23 protein-coding genes and 2 pseudogenes are annotated in these 24,085 nt (G+C 69.7%); 11 read left to right on the top strand and 14 right to left on the bottom strand.

Features of this window, described 5'->3' with window-relative positions; genetic code table 11:
* The first annotated feature begins 15 nt into the window (after positions 1-15).
* Together folD and purU are read left to right on the top strand one after the other, a co-directional pair.
* Complete coding sequence (gene folD, locus E3U26_RS01925; RefSeq protein WP_275600358.1) at positions 16-921, top strand: bifunctional methylenetetrahydrofolate dehydrogenase/methenyltetrahydrofolate cyclohydrolase FolD; 906 nt, start codon at positions 16-18, stop codon at positions 919-921.
* Between the two features lie 106 nt (positions 922-1,027).
* On the top strand, positions 1,028-1,912 hold the full coding sequence (purU, locus tag E3U26_RS01920; RefSeq protein WP_036761466.1) for a formyltetrahydrofolate deformylase: 885 nt from the start codon (positions 1,028-1,030) through the stop codon (positions 1,910-1,912).
* Between the two features lie 455 nt (positions 1,913-2,367).
* Here the strand turns inward: purU and E3U26_RS01915 are convergent, their stop codons facing one another.
* From E3U26_RS01915 to dsbD, 5 genes are all read right to left on the bottom strand, one after another.
* Positions 2,368-2,997: a DsbA family protein gene (locus E3U26_RS01915; protein WP_114537879.1), complete on the bottom strand. Its 630-nt coding sequence runs from the start codon at positions 2,995-2,997 to the stop codon at positions 2,368-2,370.
* 86 nt (positions 2,998-3,083) lie between these two features.
* Positions 3,084-3,743, bottom strand: a complete 660-nt coding sequence (locus tag E3U26_RS01910) for a DsbA family protein (protein WP_499105287.1) — start codon at positions 3,741-3,743, stop codon at positions 3,084-3,086.
* Positions 3,740-4,492, bottom strand: coding sequence for a L,D-transpeptidase (locus E3U26_RS01905; protein WP_499105286.1), 753 nt, complete (start codon positions 4,490-4,492; stop codon positions 3,740-3,742). Before E3U26_RS01905 ends, E3U26_RS01910 begins: the two co-directional genes overlap by 4 nt.
* Positions 4,489-5,295 carry a TlpA disulfide reductase family protein gene (locus tag E3U26_RS01900; RefSeq protein ID WP_499105285.1) on the bottom strand — a complete coding sequence of 269 codons (807 nt, stop codon included), beginning with the start codon at positions 5,293-5,295 and terminating at the stop codon, positions 4,489-4,491. Before E3U26_RS01900 ends, E3U26_RS01905 begins: the two co-directional genes overlap by 4 nt.
* Positions 5,292-7,067, bottom strand: a complete 1,776-nt coding sequence (dsbD, locus tag E3U26_RS01895; protein WP_499105283.1) for a protein-disulfide reductase DsbD — start codon at positions 7,065-7,067, stop codon at positions 5,292-5,294. The genes E3U26_RS01900 and dsbD overlap by 4 nt, the downstream gene beginning before the upstream one ends.
* Positions 7,068-7,162: 95 nt before the next feature.
* On the opposite strand from dsbD, the gene E3U26_RS01890 reads away from it, so the two are divergent.
* Complete coding sequence (locus E3U26_RS01890; protein WP_499105282.1) at positions 7,163-7,840, top strand: response regulator transcription factor family protein; 678 nt, start codon at positions 7,163-7,165, stop codon at positions 7,838-7,840.
* The gene (locus tag E3U26_RS01885; protein WP_499105281.1) at positions 7,837-9,195 is read left to right on the top strand and encodes a sensor histidine kinase family protein; all 1,359 of its coding nucleotides are present in this window, start codon (positions 7,837-7,839) and stop codon (positions 9,193-9,195) included. Before E3U26_RS01890 ends, E3U26_RS01885 begins: the two co-directional genes overlap by 4 nt.
* 182 nt (positions 9,196-9,377) lie before the next feature.
* On the opposite strand, the gene E3U26_RS01880 is transcribed toward E3U26_RS01885, so the two are convergent.
* The 7 genes from E3U26_RS01880 to E3U26_RS01850 all read right to left on the bottom strand — a co-directional run bounded on the left by E3U26_RS01880 (position 9,378) and on the right by E3U26_RS01850 (position 16,276).
* On the bottom strand, positions 9,378-10,334 hold the full coding sequence (locus tag E3U26_RS01880; RefSeq protein WP_499105280.1) for an aldo/keto reductase: 957 nt from the start codon (positions 10,332-10,334) through the stop codon (positions 9,378-9,380).
* A 200-nt stretch (positions 10,335-10,534) separates the two neighbouring features.
* A complete protein-coding gene (gene copM, locus E3U26_RS01875; RefSeq protein ID WP_499105278.1) occupies positions 10,535-11,947 on the bottom strand; it encodes a CopM family metallochaperone in 1,413 nt (470 codons plus the stop codon).
* A 105-nt stretch (positions 11,948-12,052) separates the two neighbouring features.
* Positions 12,053-12,472, bottom strand: coding sequence for a hypothetical protein (locus E3U26_RS01870; protein ID WP_499105277.1), 420 nt, complete (start codon positions 12,470-12,472; stop codon positions 12,053-12,055).
* Positions 12,473-12,499: 27 nt separating this feature from the next.
* Positions 12,500-12,985 carry a DUF411 domain-containing protein gene (locus E3U26_RS01865; protein WP_072462587.1) on the bottom strand — a complete coding sequence of 162 codons (486 nt, stop codon included), beginning with the start codon at positions 12,983-12,985 and terminating at the stop codon, positions 12,500-12,502.
* Positions 12,986-12,987: 2 nt separating this feature from the next.
* Positions 12,988-14,136: a type 2 periplasmic-binding domain-containing protein gene (locus tag E3U26_RS01860; protein WP_499105276.1), complete on the bottom strand. Its 1,149-nt coding sequence runs from the start codon at positions 14,134-14,136 to the stop codon at positions 12,988-12,990.
* 10 nt (positions 14,137-14,146) lie between these two features.
* Complete coding sequence (locus E3U26_RS01855) at positions 14,147-15,559, bottom strand: amidase (protein ID WP_499105275.1); 1,413 nt, start codon at positions 15,557-15,559, stop codon at positions 14,147-14,149.
* 468 nt (positions 15,560-16,027) lie between these two features.
* Complete coding sequence (locus E3U26_RS01850; RefSeq protein WP_036755171.1) at positions 16,028-16,276, bottom strand: hypothetical protein; 249 nt, start codon at positions 16,274-16,276, stop codon at positions 16,028-16,030.
* A 768-nt stretch (positions 16,277-17,044) separates the two neighbouring features.
* Here E3U26_RS01850 and E3U26_RS01845 point away from each other — a divergent pair.
* Positions 17,045-17,653, top strand: a complete 609-nt coding sequence (locus tag E3U26_RS01845) for a TetR/AcrR family transcriptional regulator (protein ID WP_449045279.1) — start codon at positions 17,045-17,047, stop codon at positions 17,651-17,653.
* Positions 17,654-17,680: 27 nt separating this feature from the next.
* Here E3U26_RS01845 and E3U26_RS01840 read toward each other — a convergent pair whose 3' ends face one another.
* The gene (locus E3U26_RS01840; protein WP_084197070.1) at positions 17,681-17,794 is read right to left on the bottom strand and encodes a hypothetical protein; all 114 of its coding nucleotides are present in this window, start codon (positions 17,792-17,794) and stop codon (positions 17,681-17,683) included.
* Between E3U26_RS01840 and E3U26_RS01835 the strand changes: the two genes are divergently transcribed.
* Positions 17,760-18,185, top strand: coding sequence for a condensation domain-containing protein (locus E3U26_RS01835; protein WP_499105274.1), 426 nt, complete (start codon positions 17,760-17,762; stop codon positions 18,183-18,185). The genes E3U26_RS01840 and E3U26_RS01835 overlap by 35 nt on opposite strands.
* Positions 18,185-21,412: pseudogene (locus E3U26_RS01830) on the top strand (AMP-binding protein); the annotation flags it as partial. The gene E3U26_RS01835 and the pseudogene E3U26_RS01830, both read left to right, overlap by 1 nt.
* Before the next feature lie 61 nt (positions 21,413-21,473).
* On the opposite strand, the gene E3U26_RS01825 reads toward E3U26_RS01830, so the two are convergent.
* Positions 21,474-22,109, bottom strand: coding sequence for an AMP-binding protein (locus tag E3U26_RS01825; protein WP_338117762.1), 636 nt, complete (start codon positions 22,107-22,109; stop codon positions 21,474-21,476).
* Between E3U26_RS01825 and E3U26_RS01820 the strand changes: the two genes are divergently transcribed.
* From E3U26_RS01820 to E3U26_RS01805, 4 genes and pseudogenes are all read left to right on the top strand, one after another.
* The gene (locus E3U26_RS01820) at positions 22,085-23,158 is read left to right on the top strand and encodes a TonB-dependent receptor (protein WP_499105273.1); all 1,074 of its coding nucleotides are present in this window, start codon (positions 22,085-22,087) and stop codon (positions 23,156-23,158) included. The genes E3U26_RS01825 and E3U26_RS01820 overlap by 25 nt on opposite strands.
* The gene (locus E3U26_RS01815; RefSeq protein ID WP_255469838.1) at positions 23,155-23,286 is read left to right on the top strand and encodes a hypothetical protein; all 132 of its coding nucleotides are present in this window, start codon (positions 23,155-23,157) and stop codon (positions 23,284-23,286) included. The genes E3U26_RS01820 and E3U26_RS01815 overlap by 4 nt, the downstream gene beginning before the upstream one ends.
* Positions 23,265-23,576 (top strand): TonB-dependent receptor domain-containing protein, encoded by a 312-nt coding sequence (locus E3U26_RS01810; protein ID WP_499105812.1) that lies wholly within the window; start codon positions 23,265-23,267, stop codon positions 23,574-23,576. The genes E3U26_RS01815 and E3U26_RS01810 overlap by 22 nt, the downstream gene beginning before the upstream one ends.
* A pseudogene (locus tag E3U26_RS01805) lies at positions 23,522-23,968 on the top strand (TonB-dependent receptor domain-containing protein); the annotation flags it as partial. The gene E3U26_RS01810 and the pseudogene E3U26_RS01805, both read left to right, overlap by 55 nt.
* Positions 23,969-24,085 lie beyond the last annotated feature (117 nt).

Genomic DNA, 24,085 nt, shown 5'->3' with positions numbered 1-24,085 from the left:
CAAGGAGAATGGCTTATGGGTGCAAGGATCATCGACGGGCGGGGCTTTGCGGCCGGGGTGCGGGCGCGTGTTGCCGAGGCTGTGGGCCGGCTGCGGTCTGGGCACGGGTTGGTGCCCGGGCTTGCGGTTGTTCTGGTGGGCGAGGATCCTGCGAGCCAGGTCTATGTCAGGAACAAGGCGGTCCAGACGCGCGAGGCGGGGATGGCGAGCTTCGAGCACCGGCTTGCGGCCGAGACGCCGCAGGCGGCGCTGCTGGCGCTGGTCGCGCGGCTCAATGCCGACCCGGCCGTGCACGGCATCCTGGTGCAGCTGCCGCTGCCCGCGCATATGGACGCCGGGGCGGTGATCGCCGCCATCGACCCGCGAAAGGACGTGGACGGGTTCCATGCGCTGAACGTGGGGCTGCTGGGGACCGGGCAGAAGGCGCTGGTGCCCTGCACGCCCTCGGGCTGCCTGATGCTCTTGCGCGAGACGCTCGGGGATCTGTCGGGGCTGGAGGCGGTGGTGGTGGGGCGCTCGAACATCGTGGGCAAGCCGATGGCGCAGCTCTTGCTGGCCGAGAACTGCACGGTGACCATCGCCCACAGCCGCACCCGCGAGCTGGCGGCGGTCTGCCGGCGGGCGGACATCCTGGTGGCGGCGGTGGGCCGGGCGCGGATGATCCGGGGCGAGTGGATCAAGCCCGGCGCCACGGTGATCGACGTGGGCATCAACCGCATCGAGGAGGAGGGCCGGTCGCGGCTGGTCGGCGACGTGGACTTCGCGGGCGCGGCGCAGGTGGCGGGCGCGATCACCCCGGTGCCGGGGGGCGTGGGGCCGATGACCATCGCCTGCCTGCTGGCCAATACGCTGGTGGCCTGCTGCCGGGCGCATGGCCTGCCCGAGCCGGATCCGGGCCGGGCCGAAGGCGCGGCGGCCTGAGGGATGGCGCGGGACGGCGGGGGGCGCTGCCCCCCGCTCCTGCGGCCCCCCGGGATATTTGCACACGGAAGAAACCAGGGCGCTTGCCCTTTCAGTGGAGAGCCAGATGAAGAAATACACGCTGACGGTCGCCTGCCCCTCGACGCGCGGCATCGTCGCCACCGTGGCCGGCTTTCTGGCCGAGCACGGCTGCAACATCACCGACAGTTCGCAGTTCGACGATACCGAGACCGGGCGCTTCTTCATGCGGGTGAGCTTCGTCTCGGAGGAGGGCGTGGGGCTGGAGGCGCTGCGCGCGGGCCTGGCCGGCCCGGCCGAGCCCTTCGGCATGGACTACGCCATCCATGACGAGGCCGAGAAGATGAAGGTGGTGATCATGGTCAGCCGCTTCGGCCATTGCCTGAACGACCTGCTCTATCGCTGGCGCATCGGCGCGCTGCCGATCGAGATCGTGGCGGTGATCTCGAACCACATGGACTACCAGAAGGTGGTGGTGAACCACGACATCCCCTTCCACTGCATCAAGGTCACGCGCGAGAACAAGCCGCAGGCCGAGGCGCAGCTGATGGCGGTGGTCGAGGATTCGGGGGCCGAGCTGGTGGTTCTGGCGCGCTACATGCAGGTGCTGTCGGACGCATTGTGCCGCAAGATGTCGGGGCGGATCATCAACATCCACCATTCCTTCCTGCCGAGCTTCAAGGGCGCCAACCCCTACAAGCAGGCCTTCGAGCGCGGGGTGAAGCTGATCGGGGCGACCAGCCATTACGTGACCGCCGACCTCGACGAGGGCCCGATCATCGAGCAGGACACCGTCCGGGTCACCCATGCGCAATCGCCCGAGGACTATGTCAGCCTCGGCCGCGACGTCGAAAGCCAGGTCCTGGCCCGCGCCATCCACGCCCATATCCACCGCCGGGTGTTCCTCAACGGCAACAAGACCGTGGTCTTCCCCGCCTCGCCAGGAAGCTACGCATCCGAAAGAATGGGGTGAAACAGCGCCCCCCACCCCCACCCCGCCCCGGTCTTCCGTGGACAAATATCCCCGCCGGAGGCAAGCAGCGGGGAAACCGGCGAAGGCCTTGCCTACCTGTTCCCGTGTCGCGTCCCAACCTGCCATCGCTTCGCTTCCGAAGCACCGCCGTCAAGCTCATACCCAATCGTGATGACCACGGAATCTACGGTTTCCATCCGAGGTGCCGAGGGAGGGCAAGGGGCTCCTTTGCTGACAGGCAACGGATCCTGCGCCCGGCGGCGGAGAAGATCGGCGCGGCATGGGGTCCAGCCCGCAGCGATGGCCCGGATGAGTTCGGGGTCAGCATGGTCCTGCGCGATCGGCACGACCGCTCCCTGCGTGGCGGATTGGCCGCGACGCCCCGAAGCTCGTGCGCCTTGCCGGCGACAAGCCTGGGGCAAGGCTCAACAACCGGGCCGTTCCGACGGGCGGCTCTAGGTCGCCATCGTTTCCCTTGCGCGCTGGACCAGCCCGCGCAACTCATCGAGGCTGTATTCGCCGAAAGCGCCTTCATCGCCGGCGACGAAGGTGGGGGTGCCGATCAGCCCCATGTGCTCGGCCAGCATATGGCTCATGGCGATGTGACGCTCGACCGGCTCGGCTGCCATGTCGCGCTCCAGCCGCGCGGTATCGAGGCCAATGTCGCGGGCGGCGCGCATCGTGGCGGCCTCGGTCACTCGCCCCCTGGTGCGGAACAGCGCGGTATGGAACTGCCAATACCGCCCCTGTTGCAACGAGGCCAGCGAGGCCCGTGCCGCGAAATCCGAATCCTCGCCGAAGACCGGCCATTCGCGAAACACCACCCGCAGCTTCGGGTCGGAGGTGATCAGCCGGTGCATCGGCTCGACCATCTTGCGGCAGAAGGGGCAGTTGTAGTCGAAGAACTCGGACAGGGTGATGTCGCCCTGCGGGTTGCCCAGAACCGGGGCGGTCGGGTCGCGTTCCAGCGACTGGCGCAGCGCCTCGGGCATCGGGTTGGCGCGCTCTTGCGCCAGGCCCGTGCGGGGCAGGACCGGCAGGGCCAGCAGGCTCGCGCCCGCAAGGACGAGGTGACGGCGTTGCATGATCTCTCCTTCATGGTTCCGCCCCCGGCGGGTGCGCCGGGAAGCGATGGCGGCGGGGATGTCCCGCCCTTTTTAGACCATCCTGCTCAGGACGTCCGCCGTGCCTGGGCGATGGCACCGCGCAGGCGCGTCTCGTCCAGCGCGCCGGGATGGATCGTCCGGCCGATGATGAAGGCCGGCGTGCCGCGCAGCCCCAGCGCCGCCGCCTGCGCCGAGTTGCGCGCCAGCAGCCCGTCCCATTTGTCGCGCTCGGCGCGATAGGCGGCCAGTGCCGCGCCGGTGTCGATGCCACCGTCGCCCAGCACCTGCCGGATCCGATCCTCGGAGAGCCTGGCTTCGGTCGCCATCAGCGCCTTGTGGGCCTGCGCGTAATCGCCCATCGCGGCCGCCCCGAGGACCAGCTGGCTGGCCAGGACCGAGGGCGCGCCGAAGATCGGCCAGTCCTTCATCACCAGCCGGATGTCGCCGTCCTCGCCGACCACGCGGGTCAGCATCGAATGGCCCATCTTGCAATAGGGGCATTGGTAGTCGAAATATTCGACGATGGTCAGCGTGCCCGCGGGGTTGCCCAGGACCGGGTTGTCGGGGTCGTGCAGCACGTCGTCGGCGGTCATCTCGGCCGCGGCGGTGCCGCTGGCGCCGTTCCCGCCTCCCCTGCTCCGGGTCAGCAGGACGGCTCCTCCAACAAGGCCCGCCAGGCCAAGGCCGGCTGTTCCGGCCAGGACGTGACGTCGGGTGATGCTCATGTCGTTCCTCCTGTCTGAACGGGGCCGGCAGCCAGCGCATCCGCGGGCGCGGGTTGCGGCAAGGGCTGGCCCGGCGGCACCGTGCCCTTGCCGGATTCCGCCTCGCTCAGCACGACGACCTTGGTCATGCTGCCGGTCTGTCCGGCCAGGTGGATGATGTCCTGATTGAACAGCCGGATGCAGCCCGCCGAGGTCGCCTGCCCGATCGAGGCCGGGTCCATGGTGCCGTGAATGCGGTAATAGGTATCGCCCCGGCCGTTGTGCAGATAGAGCGCGCGGGCGCCCATCGGGTTGTCGATGCCGCCTTCCAGCCCCTTTTCCACCGGGCCGTAAAGCTCGGGCTGGGTCGCGACCATGTTGTCGGTGGGCTTCCAGCTTGGCCAATCGCGCTGATAGGGGATATGCGCCTCGCCGGTGAAGCCGTAGCCGGCCGCGCCCACGGCGACGGCATAGCGCATCGCCTGGTTGCCGGGCCGGACCTGGTAGAGATAGCGCGCATGGGGATCGACGATGATCGTGCCGGGCTTTTCGTCGCTCCAGTAGTCCACGACCTGCCGCGCCTTGTCCTCGGTCAGCAGATTGGGATCGACGGCGGGGATGTGGTGGCCGTTATCCTCCATCGCGCCATACATGGCCGCCAGTTCGGGGCGGATGGCAGGCGTCGGCTCGGCGGGGGCTGTCGGTTCGGTCGAGGCGCAGGCGGCCAGTGCCAGCAGCATCGCGCCCGCCCATGCGGCATGTCCTCTCATCGCGAATCTCCTGTCGCCTGCGCGATCATCCGGGCCAGGGCGGCGCGCGAGATCTCGCCCGTCTGCGCCGCGACCAGCCGTCCCTTGGCGTCGAAGACCAGCGTCGAGGGCAGGCCGACCGCGCCCAGCGCCTCCATCAGCCGGCCATGCGGATCGCGGATCATGCCTTCGCGGGGCAGGTTCTCGTCTCGCAGGAACGCCATGATCCGGGCCGCTTCCTCGCCCTGGTTGGCAAAGACGAACTCGACGCCGGGCGTATTCGCAGCCAGGTCGGTCATCATCGGCATCTCGCGCCGGCAGGGCGGGCACCAGGTCGCCCAGAGGTTCAGAACCACCGGCCAGTCGCGTCCGCCCAGGTGCACGCCGCGCCCGTCCAGCGCGATCAGCTGCATGTCGGGGATGGTGACGGAAGGGCGCGGCAACGCGGCGATGACGGCCTGATGCCCGGCCAGCGCCGCAGCGCCGCCCAGGACCAGCGGCAGGGCTGCGCCCCGCACCCGGCGCAGCAGCGCCAGCGACAGGACGGCGATGCCCCCGGCCCAGCCGGCAGCGGGCAGGAAACCGCCTTGCCAGAGCTTGAGCGCGTCCAGCGGATGCGCGGCGAATGCAGGCCAGTTGGCGATGACGAAGCCCACGCGCGCCCCGACGATCCAGGCCAGCACGGCGATGCCGGCCCATCGGCCCGCGTCGCCTTTTTGCAGCCGCGCCGCGATCTCGATTACCGCGAAGAACAGCAGCAACGCCACGACTGCGGCGAAACGCGCGCCGTCGAAGACCAGCGGGCCGATCGAGATCGCGTTCATCGGGCCACCTTCCCGATCGAGGCCAGCAGCGCGGCGCTGTCCATTGCGCCGACCAGGCGGCTGCCCGCGGCCTCGGCGCGGCTGGCGTCGAGAAAGACCATGGTCGGCGGCCCGGCGGCGGCAAGATCCCGCATCAGCGCCTGCGCCTCGGCGTCGAAGGTGCTGACATCCAGCTTGATCGCCGCCAAGCCGGCCAACGCGGCATGGACGGCGGGATCGGCCAGAGGCCCGCGCTCGATGGCGCGGCAGGTCACGCACCAATCGGCGGTGACGTAAAGCAGCGCCGCCCTGCCCTCGGCCAGCGCCAGCGCCCGATCCAGCCCTGCGCGGGTGGTGACGGGGGCGAATTGCGCCTCGGCCGGCGCGGCGCCCGCCAGCGGCGCCAGCGGCCGCAGCGGATCTTGCGCCCCCAGCGCCGCGCCGAGACCCTGCACCAGACCGGCCAACAGCAGCAGCACCGCCAGCGTCGCGCCAAGCCGGCGGCCCCGCGAAGTATCGCCCTCCAGCCGGTCCAGCGCCCCCAGGAACACCGCCGTCCCGACCAGCAGCGCCGCCCAGAGCGCCAGCGTGACCGACCCCGGCAGCACCCGCCCCGCCAGCCAGATCGCAAAGCCCAGGAAGATCACGCCGAAGGCCCGCTTCGCGCCCTCCATCCAGCCACCGCCGCGGGGCAGGATGCGCGGGCCGAAGAGCCCGATGGCCAGCAGCGGCAGCTCCTGCCCCAGCCCCAGCGCGAACAGCGCCGCCGCGCCCAGCATCACCTCGCCGGTCTGCGCGATATAGAGCAGCGCCCCGGCCAGCGGCGCGGTCACGCAGGGCCCGACGATCAGCGCCGAGGTGAAGCCAAGCAGCATCGCCCCGCCGACCGAGCCGCGGCGGCCGCCGATGCGGCCCAGGCGAGCTTGCAGCGCCTGCGGCAGTTGCAGGCCGTAAAAGCCGAACATCGACAGGGCCAGCGCGACAAAGATCGCCGCGATCACGCCGATGGCTATCGGCGATTGCAGCACCATCTGCAAATTCGCCCCCGACCAGGCCGCGGCGATGCCCAGCAGCCCGAAGGCCGCCGCCATCGCCAGCACATAAGCGCCCGTCAGGGCCAACCCGCGCCTTGCAGTCAGGCTCTCGCCCTGCCCGGCCAGCATTCCGGCGACGATGGGAAACATCGGAAAGACGCAGGGCGTGAAGGCCAGCAGCAGCCCGAAGCCCAGGAAACCGGCGACCACCAGCGCCCCGCCGCCGCGCGCGGCCAGACCCTGCACCAGCCCCTCATCCTGCGCCAGCGTCAATCCCGTATTCGTTTGCGCCGCGCCGGCTGGATCGGACGCACCCTGCGTCTGAGGGCTCCAGCCCGAACCGCCGGTATCCCCGTCGGCCAGCATCCTGCCATCCGCATCCAGCTGCGCGCTTTGCGGGGCATAGCAGATACCGTCCTGCTGACAGCCCTGCCAATGCAAGGTGACCGGCTGGCCCGCATGCGCAAGCCGCGCCGTGACCTCGCCGCGATAGATCTGGCCCTCGCCAAAATACGGATCTTCATAGGCCTCGCCCTCCGGCAGGGACAGCGGCAGGCTCTGGCCATCCGCCTCCGCCGCGAAGGTGCCGCGATAGAGATAATAGCCCTCGGCGATGCGCCAGTTCAGCACCAGCGCACCATCCTCGCCTTGACTTACGCTCAGGGCGAAGGCGTCTTCGGGTTGCAAGGGCTGCGCCTGCGCCGTCGCCAGGAAACCGGCGATCAGCAGCGAAAGCGCGGCCATCAGGAAAGCAAACATTCTCGTCATCATGCCGGGCTGGCTAGAGACGCCACCTTAAGCCCAGCTTAAGCTTGATCGACGAAAGCGTGATCGTCAAGCCAAGGGAGAACGCCATGCGCCTGCTGATCGTCGAGGACGACCCGGTCCTGTCCGATGGGCTTACCGTCGGGCTGGGCCTGTCGGGCTTCAATGCCGATGCGGTCGGCACCCTTGCCGATGCCCGCGCGGCGCTGGCGGGCGGCGGTTTTGCGGGCGTGGTCCTGGACATCATGCTGCCCGACGGCTCGGGGCTGGAGCTGCTGGCCGAATTGCGACGGGCGGGCGAACGGCTGCCGGTGCTGCTGCTGACCGCCCGCGACCGGGTGCGCGACCGGGTCCTGGGGCTGGACGCGGGGGCGGACGACTACCTGGGCAAGCCCTTCGACCTCGACGAACTCGCCGCCCGGCTGCGCGCCATGCTGCGCCGGCAGGAGGGGCGCGCGGCGGCGGTGATCGAGTGGAACGGGCTGCGGTTGGACCCCGCCACACAGGCCGGGCGGATCGGCGGGCGCGAGTTGCGCTTTTCGCGCCGCGAATTCACCATCCTGCACGCCCTGGCCGAGCATCCGGGCCGCATCCTGTCCAAGACCCAGCTGGAAGAGCGGCTCTACGGCTGGCAGGAGGATGTCGAAAGCAACACGGTCGAGGTCCATGTCCACCACCTGCGCGCCAAGCTGGGCCGGGCGTTCATCGAAACCGTCCGCGGCGCGGGATACCGGCTGGCGGCGGCAGAGGAAGGGCAGCGGACATGATCTCGATCCGCAGGCGGCTGCTGACCATCCTGCTGCTGGCGACCGGAGCGATCTGGCTCTGCGCCGTCATCTGGATCCAGCATTCGACCCGCACCGAGGTCGGCCATGTGCTGGACCGGCGCCTGCAGGAATCGGCGCAGATGGTCGCCTCGCTGATCCGCCGGGGCGGCGGCATCGCCGGCCCGGAGGCGGCGGCGCTGGCCGAGGCCGCCCCCGCCCTGGCCGAGACCGGGCGCGGTTTCGCCCGCCAGCTGATCTGCCAGGTCTGGGGCTTCGACGGCCAGCTGAAAAGCCAATCCGACGGCGCGCCCGCGGGGCAGCTGGCCCGGCAGGAAGGCTTCAGCGAGCGCGAAGTCGATGGCGAGGTCTGGCGCGTCTATACCCATGTCGACCGGGACCTGGGCATCCGCGTCATGGTCGGCGATGCGCGGTCCATGCGCGACCGGCTGGTGCATGGCGTGGCGATGGGGCTTCTGGCCCCGGCCATGCTGGTCCTGCCGCTGCTGGCGGCGCTGATCTGGCTGGCGGTGCGCAGCGGGCTTGCGCCGCTGGACCGGCTGGCGCAGGCGCTGTCGCGCCGCCCCGCGACCGACCTGAGCCCGCTGGGAGAGACCCGCGCGCCCGCCGAACTGCGCCCGATGATCGAGGCGCTGAACGGGCTGTTCCACCGCGTCGAGGGGCTGCGCGAGCGCGAGCGCAGCTTTACCGCCTTTGCCGCGCATGAGCTGAAGACGCCACTGGCCGGGCTGAAGACCCAGGCGCAGGTCGCGACGCTGGCCCCCGATGCCGCAACGCGCGACCGGGCGCTGGCGCAGATCGCGCAAGGCGTGGACCGCACCGACCGCATGGTGCGCCAGCTTCTGGACATGACCGCGGCCGAGAATGCCGTCGACGGCACGGCTCCGGCCGAGGACGGCGCAAGGATCCTTGCCGATGTGGCCGACGAACTGGCCGGGCTGGCGCAGGCGCGCGGCGTCGCGCTGCGGCTGGAAACCGGCGGGACCGAATGGCGCAGCACGCAGGGGCCGCTGCTGGCGCCGGCGCTGCGCAACCTGCTGGAGAATGCGATCCTCGCCTCGCCCAAGGGGGCGAGTGTCGAGGCGCGGCTGACGCGCGAGGGCGAGAGGATCCGCTTCAGCGTGCTGGACCGCGGCCCCGGCATCGCCGAGGCCGACCGCCCCCATGTCACCGAGCGCTTCTACCGCGGCGCGGCCAGCCCTTCGGGCGGCGGCAGCGGGCTGGGCCTCGCCATCGTCGCGGCGGCTGTCGAGGCGATGGGGGGCGAGCTGCGCCTGTCGCCGCGCAAGGGCGGCGGCGAGCAGGCCGAAATCATCCTGCCCGCCGCGCCTGCTTGAGCCTCCCACGCCCTCCAGAGCGGCATCCCATGCTTGAGGCGCTGCGCGAAAGCTCCGAAAGCCGGCGGTTGACCGGCAAGCGGGCCGTCGCGGGGCGGTTCCTGGTCCCACCGGCCATCCGGCGGGGCCATCTGCGACGCATCATCGTCGCGAAGGTCGAAGGCCCGGCCCTCGCGGCGAAGTCACGCCCCTGCCCGCGTCAGCTTCTCGATCTCATCCGCGGCCAGCGTCAGCGCCGCGGCCTTGGCGAAGCTTTCGACCTGCGCCACCGTCGTCGCGCTGGCGATCGGCGCGGTGACGCCGGGCTGCGCCATCAGCCAGGCCAACGCCACCTCGGCAGGCTTCGCACCATGGGCGCCGGCGACCTCGTCCAGCGCGGCAAGGATCGCCATGCCCCTGGGCGTCAGGTATTTCCCGACCCCGCCGCCGCGGGCGGATCGGCCCAGGTCGGCCGCCGAGCGGTATTTCCCCGACAGGAACCCGGCGGCGAGGCTGTAATAGGTCACGACGCCGATCCCCTCGGCCAGGCAGAGATCGCGCAGCGGCCCCTCGAACCCGTCGCGGTCATAGAGATTGTATCCCGGCTGCAGCACCTGGTAGCCCGGCAGGCCGGCGTCCCGCGCGGCCCTGAGCGACTCCGCAAGCTGCGCCGCATCGACATTGGACACGCCGATGGCGCGGATCTTGCCGGCCTGCCGCAGCTTGTCGAAGGCCCCCAGCGTTTCCTGATAGCTGGTGCCGAGCGGGTCGGGCCAATGCGCGAAGTAAAGGTCGATGGCCTCGATCCCCAGCCGCTGCAGCGAGGCGTCGCAGGCGGGCAGGATATGCGCCTCGGTCAAGCCGCCCTCGTGCGGGGCGCCGGTGATCGAGCCGACCTTGGTGAAGATCGTCACCCGGTCGCGCATGCCGGGGCGGGCCTTCAGCCAGTTGCCGATGATCGTCTCGGATTCGCCGCCCCTGTTGCCGGGCGCCCAGGCGGAATAGCAATCCGCCGTGTCGATGGCATCGAAGCCGTGATCGACGAAAGCGTCCAGCACGGCGAAGCTCTGCGCCTCGTCGATGGTCCAGCCGAAGACATTGCCGCCGAAGACCAGCGGCATGATCCTCAGCCCGCTCCTGCCCAGATCGCGACGTTCCATGGGGGCCTCCATCCGATGTTGGTTCCGAAGGCCAGTTCCACCACGTCCGCGCGCCGGCGGCAAGCGCGGCAAGCGCGGCAAGAAGGCCGGCGGCTTTCATGCAGGCCTTCGCCAGGGGCTAGTCGCCCCTGGGTAATGGCGACAGCCGGCCCATGGGTCGCGATGGCGCCGGATCGCTCCGGCGCCATCCCCTGGTCGCGTCAGTGCGACCGCCCGTGGACGATGCCGTTGGGCCGATCACCGACCGGGATCGTCCGAATGACCGTGCCGCTTGCCGCCTCGATCACCGAGATGCTGTCCTCGGCGGTGTTGGTCACGAAGACATGCGCCCCATCGGCCGAGGCCGACACGCCATGGGCGCCCTTGCCGGCGGTGACGGTCCGCACCACCCGGCCGCTCGCCGTGTCGATCACCGAGACGGTGTCGTTCGGCTCTGCCTCGCTGCCCTGGTTGGCCACATAGACCCAGCGGCCGTCCGCGGTCGCCAGGACCTGGATCGGACCCGGCCCCACATCCACCTTGCCGGTGACCTGGCGGGACCGGGTGTCGATGACCGCCACCCGGTTCTCGTCGCGAAGCGAGACATAGACCTGGTCGCCCGAAGGCGTGAAGCCGACCTGAACCGGCCCGGCGCCGACCGGAATGCGGGCGAGTTCGGCCAGCCCGGCCGTATCGATCACGGACACCGACCCGTCCCGGACATTGGCGACGTAGAGCTGCGCCTCGTCCGGGCTGAGCCGCAGGCCGTGCGGATAGCCGCCCGTCGCGATGCGCGCGACCACCTCGGCCCGCGCCAGATCGACCACGGCGATCGCGTCGCCGCCGGCCAGGGACACATAGGCGCGCCCCAGCCGGTCGGCGACCACATGGGCCGGATGCAACCCCACCGCGACCGCCGCCGCCGGCGCCGCAAGGTCTTGCGGATCCAGGATGACGAGCAGCCCTTCGCCTGCGTCTGCGTCTGCGCCAACACCGGCGCCATGCCCGTGGCCCTGCGATCCGTGGTCGCCCTGGGCCGCGGGATCGCCGACCGCCAGCAGCAGCCCGCCGTCCGGCGTCAGATCGACGTTATGCGGGGCGATGGGAAGCGAGACCGTGGCGGCCGCCCCGGTGCCCAGGTCGACGGCGCTGATGGAATTGCCGCCTTCGTTGGCGGAATAGACGGCGCCCCCCAAAGGCGCGGCGGCGGCCGCTTCCCCGCCCGCCCTGGCCTCCAGCCAGGCTTGCATCTCGGCGATCTCGCGTTCCTGCGCCTCGATGATCTGGGCGGCCCATGCCTGCGTCTGCGGATCGTCCCCGTATTGCCGGACGATCCTGGCCATGTCGATCGCACCCTGATGGTGCGGGATCATGCCCTGGACAAAGGCCAGGTCGGGGTCGTCGGCCATGATCCCCTCCATCATCGGCCCATGCATGTCGTTCATCGCCGCGACATTGGCCTTGGTGAAATCGGGAAGGTCGGCGGCGGCGGGCGACACCGCGGTCTGGGGCGCCTGCCCGATTTGCGCCGGGGGGTTCCCGGAGTGATGGGCGTCATGCCCGGCTTGCGCCAGGGCAAGGCCGGGCAACCCGGCCAGCAGCCCGACGGAAAGGGCGATTGCGGCTTGTCTCATTGTTGTCATCCTTTGGCAGCGCGGAACCGGCGCCGCCTTGGGGCGCGGGATTCCGCCTTCGTCTGATTGGACCGGCAGAGGGGGACACCCTCTGCCATGCGCGATTCAGGCAGTCGCAATCGGACGTGGCGGCCTCAGGATGCCCGCGGGGATGCGCCCCTGGCGGTCCGGCCCCGTGACGCCAAGGTGGCCGTTTTCCGGCGAGGGCGGCAGGGCCTGGGTTTCGGGAAGGATGGCAGCCGCCAGGCAGGCCTGGCAGCAATCGAACAGGCCCGGTCCGGCCGGGTCGGGATCGCAATGATCGGCGGCAGCCCCGTCGCCCGGTCCATGGGCATGCGGGCAAGGCTGCGCCATTGCCGCGGCGGCGACGTCATGATGCAGGGAATACCCGTGCGGACCGGCATGCGCCACCGGCAGCAAAAGGACGCCGCCCAGGGCCAGCAGCAGCAGCGCGACCGACAGAAGGCGCAACCGGAACGCCGCCCACAGGCGCGGGCCGGAACAGGATCGGGGCGGTCTGGTCACGGGGCGGGCGATCATGGCGGCCTTCGATCAGATCTCCTTGGCGCCGTGGAAGCGGGCATAGGTCTTGCGGCCCGAGGCATCGAACAGCAGCACGTCGTAGGATTCGGGCTCGGTGCCGGGCAGGTCCATGCCGGGCGAGCCGGCGGGCATTCCCGGCGCGGCAAGGCCGATGGCCTGCGGCCGCTCGGCCAGAAGGCGGCGGATGGCCGTTGCCGGGACATGGCCCTCGATCACATAGCCCGCGACCTCGGCCGTGTGGCAAGAGGCCAGGTCGGGCGGCACGCCCAGCCGCTCCTTGAGGGCGAAGACCTCGTCCGAGTTCACCGCGCGGACCGGAAAGCCGGCGGCGCGCATGTGGTCGATCCAGCCGCCGCAGCAGCCGCAACCGGGATCCTTGGTCACTGTCACCAGCGGCAGCGTCTCGGCCCGCAGCCGGCCAGGCAGGGCGAACGCCAGGGGAAGGACGGCCGCGGCCATCAGGACGGCGCGCCGGCTCAGGGTGTGATTTCGCATCGTCAAACCTCGCTTGCGGATGGCATTCTTCCGCCATGCCGCGCGGGACGCCAGCCACGATAAGGTGAACGGGCGCCCGCATTCCGCGGCATGGTGTCGCGAGCGCCCTGGGGCCGGCGGTCCCGCCCGATCCCCAGGGCCTGGGCCATCGCTTCCAGCAGTTCGGTGCCGTTCTTGCCGGCGGCATCCATCTCGGCCGCCCATTCCTGCGCCGCCTTCAGCAGCCGCTCGCGCCATAGCTGGACCTCGGCCTCGGGCAGTTCCGACACGGTCAGCTCGCCGCTGGCGATCAGGCTTTGGCGGATGTTCTCGTCATCCTCGTCCGTCCAGGCGCAAAAGCTCTGCTGCACGGGAAGGCCGGCCGCGGTGATCGCCTGCTGCACGTCCTCGGGCAAGGCCGCAAACCGGCTTTCGCTCATCCCGACGAACCAGCTGGAGACGCCGAACTTCACCCCGCCGACCTCATGCCCCAGCTTGCCGCCAAGCTTGTAGGCGTTGGTGCTGGAATAGGGGAAAAGCGCCCCGTCGACGGTTCCGCGCGACACGGAATCGTAAAGCTCCGACGCGGTGATGCTGATCGGGATGCTGCCCACGGCCCGCAGCGCCCTGGGCAGGGCGGAGCCCGCGGCATAGATCTTGAGCCCGCCCGCGTCGCCAAGCGAGGCGACCGGCTTCGATGACGTCATGTAGCGCTGCGGCGCCGTGGTCATCGCAAACACCACCCGCAGGCCCTGCGCGCCATATTCGGCCGCATCCAGGGCGCCGCCGGGCCTTGCCAGTTCCCAATATTTCTCGGCCGCCTCGCAAGTGGTGTCGTAGAAGCTGGAAAACTCGGTCACGCCGGTCAGCGGGAACTTGTCGGGCGCGTAAAGCGGCACGATCATCGCCATGTCGGCGATCCCCGAGCGCAGCAGCCCATAGGCATCCCGGCCCAGCTGGTTGGCGGGATAGACCTCGAACTGCACGCGCCCGTCGGTCGCCTCGGTGATGGAATCGAGCATCTTCTTGATGCCCAGTTCCCAGGAATAATGGGTCTCGGGCAAGGGATGCGCCACTTTCAGCGTGATCGTCTCTTGCGCCACGGCGGGGGTGCCGCCCAGGGCAAGGACCATCGCCGCGACGCGAAAGGCGGGGAAAACAACCGATCTCATTCATTCCTCCCTATGAGCTGGTCTTGTGGTCAAGCGCGCGCAGCACGGAAAAGCCGCTTGCGCGCTCGATGATCTTGCCCGCGGCCAGCAGGACGTCCTCGCGGAACCACCGCGCGACCAGCTGGACGCCGACCGGAACGCCATCCGCCAGGCCGGTCGGCACCGCCAGGCCCGGCAGGCCGAGCGTGGCCACCGTGGTCAGGCAGGACAGGTCGCGGATCATCTCGCGATAGCGTTCGGGCGTGTGCTGGTCCTCGTCCAGCGGAATGCGGTGGCGCCACGAGACGGGGGTCAGCATCAGGTCATGATCGGCAAGATGCAGCGACCAGGCGCGCGCGATGGCAAGCTTGCGCTGATAGGCGGCAAGCGCCTCGTCGGTGTCGCGCGGCGCCGACATCTGCAGGATGTTGTCGAACACCTTGCGGGCCATGCGGTCCCCGGTCTTGTCGATGCCGGCCTGCGCCCGCCGGCTGTCGTCGACGGCCATGCGGTTGCGCATCTCTTCCAGCTCGTCGAAATGCGGCGGCATCCCCTCTTCGACGATGCAGCCCGCCTCGCTCAACGCCGCCGCCGCCTGGTCCAGCGCCGCCGCCACCGCCGGGTCGGCGCCGCGGTCCCCCCAACGGCGGAACAGCGACACCCGCAGGGGCGCGCGGATCGCCTGCTCCAAGGGCGCCGGAACCCATTGCGGATCGCGCGGATCGGGCTGGCCGAAGACCGCCAACGCCAGTTGCGCATCGCGCACCGTGCGCGTGATCGGCCCCCAGACCGAGGTCAGCTGGTTGGTCAGGTTCCGCTCGGCCCTTTCGCTGGCGTTGCGGACCGCGACCCGCCCCGCCGTCGGCCGCAGGCCCACGACGCCGCAGGACCAGGACGGCAGCCGAATGGAACCGCCCCGGTCGCTGGCGACATGGATCGGCCCCAGCCCCAGCGCCGCAGCCGCGGCCGCCCCGCCGCTGGAGCCGCCCGCCGAGGCGGTCGCGTCGAAGGGATTCAGCGTCCGGCCGTAAAGCTCGTTATCGGTGAAGCCGCGCATCGAGAAGCACGGCGCATTGCTTTTCCCGATATAGATCGCACCGGCGCGGCGCAGGTGGCCGACAGCCGGGGCATCCTCGGCCGCCAGGTTGTCGCGCATCGCCGCCGAGCCGAAATCGGTGATCTTGCCGGCCACGTCGGTATCCAGCTTGACGGTAAAGGGAACCCCGTGCAACGGCCCCGCCGGCCCATCCTGGGCCAGCCGCCGGTCGGCGTCGCGGGCCATGGCGCGGGCCTCGTCGGCCTCGACCGAGGTCAGGGCGTTATGGGCCGCGTTCACCTCTTGCACCCGGTCCAGGACCGAATCGACGGCCTCGGCGCAAGAGATTTCGCGCCGGCGTATCCGGTCGGACAGTTCAGCCGCATCCATCATCCAGAATGGAAGCATGAATCACTCCTCCGCTGTGGCTAAGCGATGCAAACGCATTGCAGGATCGACGAGATCGCAGAGGGGTGGCCGGTTCCTCCGCGATGTCCTGACTTCTTTCGGCGCCCTTGCGCCATCCCAGGCATCATCTACGGCGGTCAGGCTATTGCCCGGCCCCGGTCTCTTCAATTTCCTTTTCCGAAAGCCGCAATTTTGCAGGACAGAATTCGGCTTGGCCGCATGGGTGCGGGCCAGCTCGACATGGCCGATGTCAATGCCGCGCAATGCCGCCATGGGTGCCGCCATGGGCCGGCACCAGGACGGCGGCGAAGATGATGAAGATCTTGCGCCCGCCGGATCCGGGGCCGCCAGCCGATCAGCGCCGAGAGTCCCGTCCTGGGGACGCCCCTGGATACGGCGCTGCGACCAGCGCCGCGGGCCGGTCCGGCAACAGCCCGGCCGCCCCGCCCCGCCTTGGGAAACCGGCTTCTACGACGCCAGCCAGTTCTGCGCCGCTGCCGGGCGGCGATCCCGGCCAAGGGTCGCGGGCGTCATATGGTCTTCGATGTCGAGCCGTCTCAGCGCCGCGAGTGCGCTTTTCGCCATTTCGGGGGAAACCCGGCCGGTGGAATCGCCACCTGCAATTCGGATCAGCGCCTGGGTGATGGTATCCGCGCCGATCGGCGTTCCGGCCCGCGCAAGACGCAGAATCACCCGGCCGAGCGTGAAGGCAATCATGTCAGGGTTATTAGTGTAAAGCAAATCGTCACCCTCCCAATAATGTCAACCGCTTGCAAAGAATCCCCAAGCGAGAACCAATCTATAGTTGCATGTTTGCCAATCCATTCATCCAAGGCAACCATGTTGAATGCCGGGAAACCTGGAGAAAAAGGCAAGTCGCGCGCAAGGTTGAGGGAAAATGTTCATGCCGGCACAACCCAGGCGATAGCCGGGCAGGCATCCAGGGGGCCGCAGGACGCGCAAGGGCGATGTTTACTTGACGTCACGCCTGAACCACTCGGTGGATCGAACTTGGCATTTATGGTATTCAGCGCCCCGAACTGTTAGCGGAAACTCTCAGCATATGTTGGCATACATCCTGGCCGGCGTCATCGGAGGCATGACGTCGGCGGTCATCACTCTTGCACTCGGCTGCGCCTGGGTTGCGGCACTCTTGTGTTACGTCGGCTTCGGCATTGCCGGGCTTACCCTGGCGGCGCTGCCGCGGATGGCGGTCCCGTCCTGGGCAAATGGCCGGACCGGGTCGCCGGAATGCGGCCCGATGAACGATCTGGGACGGGCCGGATAATCGCCCCCCTGCGATGACGGGCGGATGGCGCCCTTGGATCGCGCCGAATCCCGCCGATCCCAATACAACCGGAAAGATATACATTTAGCCAGCTACACGCTTCGGGAGACGGGAGCATAATGGATCTATTCATTATGCTCCGTTTCACCGTGTCGTGGTTTCCGATTCTCGCGAACTGGCTGTTATTGGAGTAGACCATGACCTACCAAAACCGCGGCAGCAGGAATCTCTGCACCGATGCGACCAGCGCCTTTCGCAAGCTGCTGACCAAAACCGGCCGCCCGCCCAGCCTTGACGAGGTGGCGGCGGCGCTCGAGATCCCGCCCGAAACCCTGGCTTCCGTCTTTCGCGACGAGGCGCATCTGATGGAGATGGCGGTCGAAAGCGCGCTGCTGCGCCTGCACGACCGCTGCATCCGGGCGACGACGGTGATCGACGGCGCCGACCCGATGGCGCAGCTCAAGGCCCTGGCCGACGCCTATATCGACTGGGCCATCGACCATCCCGGCGTGTTCCTGGCCCTGCATTCGCCGACGCTGGGCGCGCTGCGAAAGAACGCCCGCGTCACCCGCTTCGAGCAGGCGGTGATCGCGCTGATGCAGCGGCTGATCGCCCGCGCGCAGCAGGACGGCCTGCTGGCCGGGCGGGACGATCCGGGGATGCTTGCGGAACTGATCCGCTCGTTCATCTGCGGCGCGCTGCACAAGGCGATGCTGGAACGGCTGCCGGGGGAAAAGCCCGGTCCGGGGGATCTGGCCGAGATGCGCGAAAACCTGCGGCTGCTTCTGCAGCGGCTGACCGCCTAGCCCGACAATCGACGCGCCGGGCGCGATCTAGGGCAGCCGCGCCTGGATCAGGCGCCACCAAGCCTCGATGCTGGGCTCCTGCAGCAGTCCCCGCGCGCCAAGCGTGATGCCCGCCTGCTTCAGCTCCCCCACCAGCGTCATCACGGAAAGCGAATCCAGGCCCGGAAACAGCAGGTTCTCGTCGGCCGGGCTTGGCGCGGTCGAGGAACCCGAGGGCTGTTATTTCGACTACCTGGGCCGGCTGGGCCCCGACCCGGCCGAGGCGGCGGACCGCGGCTGGTGGCGCGCGCGGCTGCGCGACCTGCCGCCCCCGCCATCCCTGCCGCTGAACGACGCGGCGCCGGCGCCGGAAAGCACCCGGCTTTCGGCCCTGCTTTCGCCGGCGCAGGCCGCTGCGCTGCGGGGCCTGGCGCGGGAACTGCCGGTCACGCAAACCTCGCTTTACCTGGTAGTCTTTGCCGCCGTTCTGGCGCGGGCGACGGGCGACCGGGCCTTTCGCCTGACGCTGCCGGGCTTTTCCGCGCCCTGGTGATGCGCGACGCCTCGCGGCTGGTCGGGGATTGCACCGATATCCTGCCGCTTGGCCTGCGGGTGGGGCCGGAGGCCACGCTGGCCGGGCTGGCGCGCGAAACGGGGCGCGAGATCGCCGAGGCGCTGTCGCACCAGGCCTGCCCCGGCGTCGCCGTGCTGCGCGAGATGTCGCGCGGCGGGCAGGGCGTGGATTCCGCGCCGATGGTCTTTATCAGCGGGCTCGACCTGGACGGGGCGCAGCGCCAGCTGCTCAGCCCCCGCGTCGGCCGGCTGTTCGGGCGGCTGGTCTGGAGCGTCTCGCAGGCGCCGCAGGTGGCGCTGGACGTGCGGGTGGCCGCGCTGGCCGAAGGCGTGCTGCTGAACTGGGATCTGCGGCTTGACGCGCTGCCCGAGGATTGGGTCCACGGCGGTTTGGATGCCTGTCATGCGGCGCTGCGCCGGCTGGCCGATGCGCCCGCCCTGGCGGCGGCGCCGCTGTCGGACTGGCTGCCGGCGCCGATGCGGATGCGGCGGCTGGGCGACCTGCAAAAGGCCTATCTGCTGGGCCGCGAGGGCGAAGTGCCCCTGGGCCGCACCGCCATGCAGGAATATCGCTGCTATCGCGGCCTGCTGGATGCCGGGGCCCTGGCGATCCGGGCCAGGGCGCTGATCGCCCGGCACGAGGCGCTGCGCAGCCGGCTCGACCCTGCCCATTCCGCGCTGCGCGTGCTGGACGCGGCCGAGGTGCGGCTCTCGGCCCTGCGGGACGAATTCGCCCACGCGCCGCTGCCGCTGGACGGGCTGCTGTGCCGGCTGGTGCTGGTGGACATGCCGCAGGCGGATGACCAAGCGCTGCTGGTCAGGATGGACGCGCTGGAAGCAAGCCCCCCGGTCTCGCGGGGGCTTGCGGCGCTGTCCCGCTCGCCGGCGGCGGCCTATTACCTTTACACCTCGGGCACTACCGGGCGGCCGAAATGCGTGGTGCTGAACAATCGCGCCACCGCCAACGTCGTCGGCCATACGCTGGACGCCTGGGGGATCGGCGCCAAGGACGTGGTGATCTCGGTCACGCCGGTGCATCACGACATGTCGGTCTTCGACCTGTCCGGCACGCTGGCCGCCGGCGCGCGGTTGGTCATGCCGTCGCCGGCCGAGGAAAAGGACGCGGTCGCCTGGAACTGCCTGGTGCGCGACCATGGCGTGACCATCTGGCGCTCGGTTCCCGCCATCGTCGAGATGCTGCTGGCCTGCGCGCCCCAGGACGGGCTCGGCTCGCTGCGGCTGGTGGCGCGGGGCGGCGACTACATCAAGCCCGCGGTGATCGACCGGCTGCGCCGGCTGCGGCCAGATGCTGCCCTGTGGTCGCTGGGCGGCCCGACCGAGACCATGATCTGGAGCGTCTGGCACCGGATCGGCCCCGAGGACGACCGCATCATCCCCTATGGCCGCGCCTTGCCCGGCAACCGCTACCTGCTGCTGAACCCGCAGGGCGAGCCCTGCCCCCAGGGCGTGGCCGGCCGCATCCACACCACCGGCGTGAACCTGGCCCTGGGCTATCTGCGCGACGGCGCGCCGGAACAGACCGACTTCACCGAGGTCGAGGACACCCGCGCCTTTCGCAGCGGCGACCTGAGTCGGCTGCGCGGCGACGGCACGATCCTGATCGACAGCCGGGTGAACGGCTATGTCAAGGTGCGCGGCGTGCCCATCTCGTTGGCGGATGTCGAGGCCGAGCTGGCCGCCCATCCCGCCGTCGCGCAGGCGCTGGTCGTGGACCTGCCCGACGCGCGGGACGAGACGGTGCTGGCCGCGCTGATCGCCGGCCGCGCCCTGCCCGAGCCGGCGGCGCTGCGCGCCTTCCTGCGAAAGCGGCTGCCGCAATCGCACCTTCCCGACCGCATCCTTGCGGTCCCGGCCCTGCCGCTGTCGGCCAATGGCAAACCCGACCGCCGCCGCGCGCGCCAGATCGCAGCCGAGCCCGGCCCCGAGCCCGCCGCGCCGCGCCGGACACCGGGCGACGCGCCCGCGGACGCGGACGAACTGGCGGGCCTGATCCTTGACGCCTTCCGCGAGGCGCTCGGCGCGCCGGGGATGGGGCCCGAGGACGATTTCTTCAACCATGGCGGGCATTCGCTGGTCGCGACCCGCATCATCGGCAAGTTGCAGGCCGAATACGGCATCATCCTGCGCTTCATCGACATCTTCCGCCATCCGACCGCCCGTGCGCTGGCGGATGTCGCCACCCGCAGCGCGCCGGCCGCGCCGCCGCCCGCAGCCGGCGAGAACGCCGCCGAGGCCCAGGCGGCGCTGTCCTTGGCCCAGCAATCGCTGCGGAAGGCCTATGCCGCCTTCGGCCATGGCGGCATCTTCAACCTGCCTTTCGCCTTGCGTTTCCCGACACCGGTGGACGAGACGGTCTTCGGCCTGGCTTTCGGCGACCTGATCCGCCGCCATCCCGTCCTGCGCAGCCATTTCCGCGAACGGGACGGCCAGCCGCTGCAAGAGGTGGTCGTGGCCGAGCGGCTGGGCGACTACCGCTGGTTCTGGACCAGCGCCGAGGCCGGCGATGCCAGCCGCCGGACCGAGGCCGGCCATGTCTTCGACCTTGCCCGCGAATTGCCGCTGCGGCTGCGCTTCTTCCGCGAGGGGAACGAGCAGGTGCTGTCCATGCTGTTCCACCATGTCGTGCTGGACGAATGGTCGCTGAACCTGCTGATGGACCAGCTTGGCCACGCCTATCGCCAGCGGGCGGCGGGGCTGGCGCCGGAATGGCCCGACCAGCCCCCGGGCTTCCACCGCTTCGCCACCGCGCAAAGGGCGGCGCAGGCGGACCGCGCGCATCTGGACTATTGGCTGCATCACCTGCGCGGCGCGCCCCGCGCCCGGCCGATCCTGGGCGATGCGCCGGGCGGACGGGATCCGCAGGGCGGCTGGACCCGGATCGACCTGCCGGCGGAAATCGCGCGCGGGCTCTATGCCACGGCGCGGCGAAACGCGGCTTCGCTCTTCGCCACCGCCTATGCGGCGATCGGCGTGGCGCTGGGGCGCCTGGGCGGCATCGGCGACCTGGTAATCGGCACCTCAGCCTCGGGGCGCAACGATCCGGCTTGGTTCGATACCGTGGGCTATTTCACCACCATGACCGCGCATCGCCTGGCTTTGGGGGCGCAGGACACGCCCGCCGCGCTGATCGCGCAGGTGCGCGACCGCATCGCCCGGTCGCTGCCGCACTCCGAGATTCCGCTGGATCAGGTGGCCGAAGCGCTGACCGGCAATCCCGTCACCCGGCTGGACGAGATGTTCGAAGTCTTCATCCAGATCCACGCCCGGAACCGGATGAACGGCGCCATCGCGTTGATGGACGGCAAGTCGCGTCGAATACCGGCAGATCGACCCGGACAAGGCAGAGACCCTTCTTGGCCTCCAATTCGAGATCGTCGAGGACGTGGCGGGCGAGACCGTCGGCCTGCGCATCATGATGAGCCATCGCGCCGACCGCTACGGCCCGGCCAAGATCCGGCAGATCACCGCGGCGGTCCAGGCGATGCTGGCCCACTTTGCGCAACCCCAGGACGATCAGCCGCTGGCCGCCGGCCTGGCAGACCCCAGTGGCGCGGCCAGCGCCCCGCCGGCATGGGCCTCGCGGGATCGTATAGGGGCCGTGGACCTGCAGCTCGCCCGGCTCGCCGATGGCGGCCTCGCGCCTGTCGGGGCGGATGATGCGCAGCTCGTCCCAGGGCGACATCGGCCGGCCCTGGGTGTTCACGATGCGCTCTTCGCTGTCGGGCGGCGCGGTAAAGCAGACCAGCCCCTCGGCCATGCCGAAGACCTGCTGCAACTGGCAGCCCAGCCCGGGCCGGATGCGAATCACATCTGGCAGCCAGCACCCGCCAGCCCGCAGCTTCTCAAGAGGGTTTGGAGATGAATGGACGCAAGATCCCGGCATGGGTCGGCACGGGCACCCTGCTGGCATTGGCCATCGCCCCGGCGCTTGCCCAGGACGGCCAGGGCGCGACCGAGACGATGCGGCTGGACGAAATCGTCCTGACCGGCGAAAAGCAGGCGCGCAGCGTCAAGCACACCGCCTCTTCCGTGGCGATCCTGACCGCGCGCGACCTTGAGGAGAACGGCGGGCAGGACAGCGTCGCCGATGCGGCGACGGGCATCGCCAACGTGACCTATGTCGCCTCGGGCGGACAGGGCGGCGCGCCCACCATCCGCGGCCAGGACAGCGAAGGCGCGCATTCGGGCGCGGTGGCCTTTTTCGGCGGCACCGCGCCGCGGCTGGCCTTCACCCTCGACGGCCATTCCCTGGGCTATAACGAAATCGTCTGGGGCAGCCAGGCGCTGTGGGACGTGGAATCCATCGAGGTCTTCCGCGGCCCGCAGACGGCGGCCCAGGGCGCGAAGTCGATCGCCGGGGCGATCATCGCCAGGACCAAGGATCCGACCTTTCAGCCCCAGGGCGCCGCGCAGATGGAATACGGCAGCCACAGCCGCCTGATGGCCTCGGGATCCTTGTCCGAGGATCTGGCCGGGCGCATCGCCGTCGATGACTGGGCGCGCGACAACTGCATCGACTATACCAATCCCGCCTTCACGGTCGGCTCGACCGACCGGGACCATGAATCGCGCACCATTCGCGCCAAGCTGCTGTGGCAGCCGCAAGAGATCCCCGAATTCCCGGGCAAGCTGACCTTCTTGCACGGCATGACGAACCGGCCGGACTGGGAGGCCGCGACCGAACCCTATGAGGACCTGGAAAGCGCCACCGCCTCGAACCCCAGCTGGCGGCTGCGCACCAACACCACGATCCTGGACCTGAGCCATGATTTCGGCAACGGCTGGACGCTGTTCAACCAGCTGCAATATTCCGACATCCGGATCAAGCGCTCGACCGAGCCGGTCAACTCGGGCACGGTGGTCCTGGACCAGGACGTGACCTCGAACGAGACCCGACCTTCGGCACGCCCGAGGATCGGATCAGCGGCGTGACGGGGCTGTTCGTCTCGCACACGGATTCGGACGAGTTGCTGGATTACCACGGCACCACCCCCTATGACGACCGCAAGGACAGCCTGGGGCTGTTCGCCGAAGCCACCTGGCGGACCGCTGGAACCTGACCGGCGGGCTGCGCTATCAGCGCGACGATATCACCCGGCGCGGCGTGTCGAGCTTTACCCCCAACCTGCTGGACTACGACGAAAGCTTCGACGCCTGGCTGCCCAAGCTGGCGCTGGCCCATGACCTCGACCGGTCGACCCGCATCGGCGTCATGGTCAGCAAGGGCTACAACCCCGGCGGGGTGACGCTGAACCTGACCAGCGGCGAATACGTGCCCTTCGATGCGGAGATCTCGTGGAACTCCGAGATTTCGGCCGCATCCGGTTGCTCGACGACCGGATCGGGCTGACCGGGAACCTGTCCTGCACCCGCCTGCACGATGCGCAGCGCTATGTCGTGACCAGCCTGCCCGAGAACATCGGCAGCGCGATCACCGTCAATGCCGAGCGCACCAGATCCTATGGCCTGGAAATGGGGATGGACGATCTGCTGCGCGACAACCTGCGGGTCAAGGCGGGGCTGGGCCTGCTGCATGCCGAGATCGGCCGCTTCACCAGCGCGGCGGCGGATTACCAGGGCCACCGCTTCGGCCGCGCGCCCGACTATACGCTTTCGCTGGCGGCCGATTGGGACATCACGCCGCAATGGCGGCTCAGCGGCCAGCTACGCCATACCGACGGCTATTATTCCGACGACAACGAGGACCGCGGCACTTGGGTCGATTCCTATACCGTCGCCAATGCCCGGCTGACCTGGCAACCGCGCGAGAACCTGCAGGCCTTCGCCTATGTCAACAACCTGTTCGACGACCGCTCGGTGACCTATCTGCGGGCCAGCCGCTCGATCGGCGGCTTCGGG

This window comes from Paracoccus ferrooxidans (genome assembly GCF_029909815.1).
In the GTDB taxonomy this organism is placed as follows: domain Bacteria; phylum Pseudomonadota; class Alphaproteobacteria; order Rhodobacterales; family Rhodobacteraceae; genus Paracoccus; species Paracoccus versutus.
This window is presented reverse-complemented; position numbering and strand designations above follow the sequence as displayed.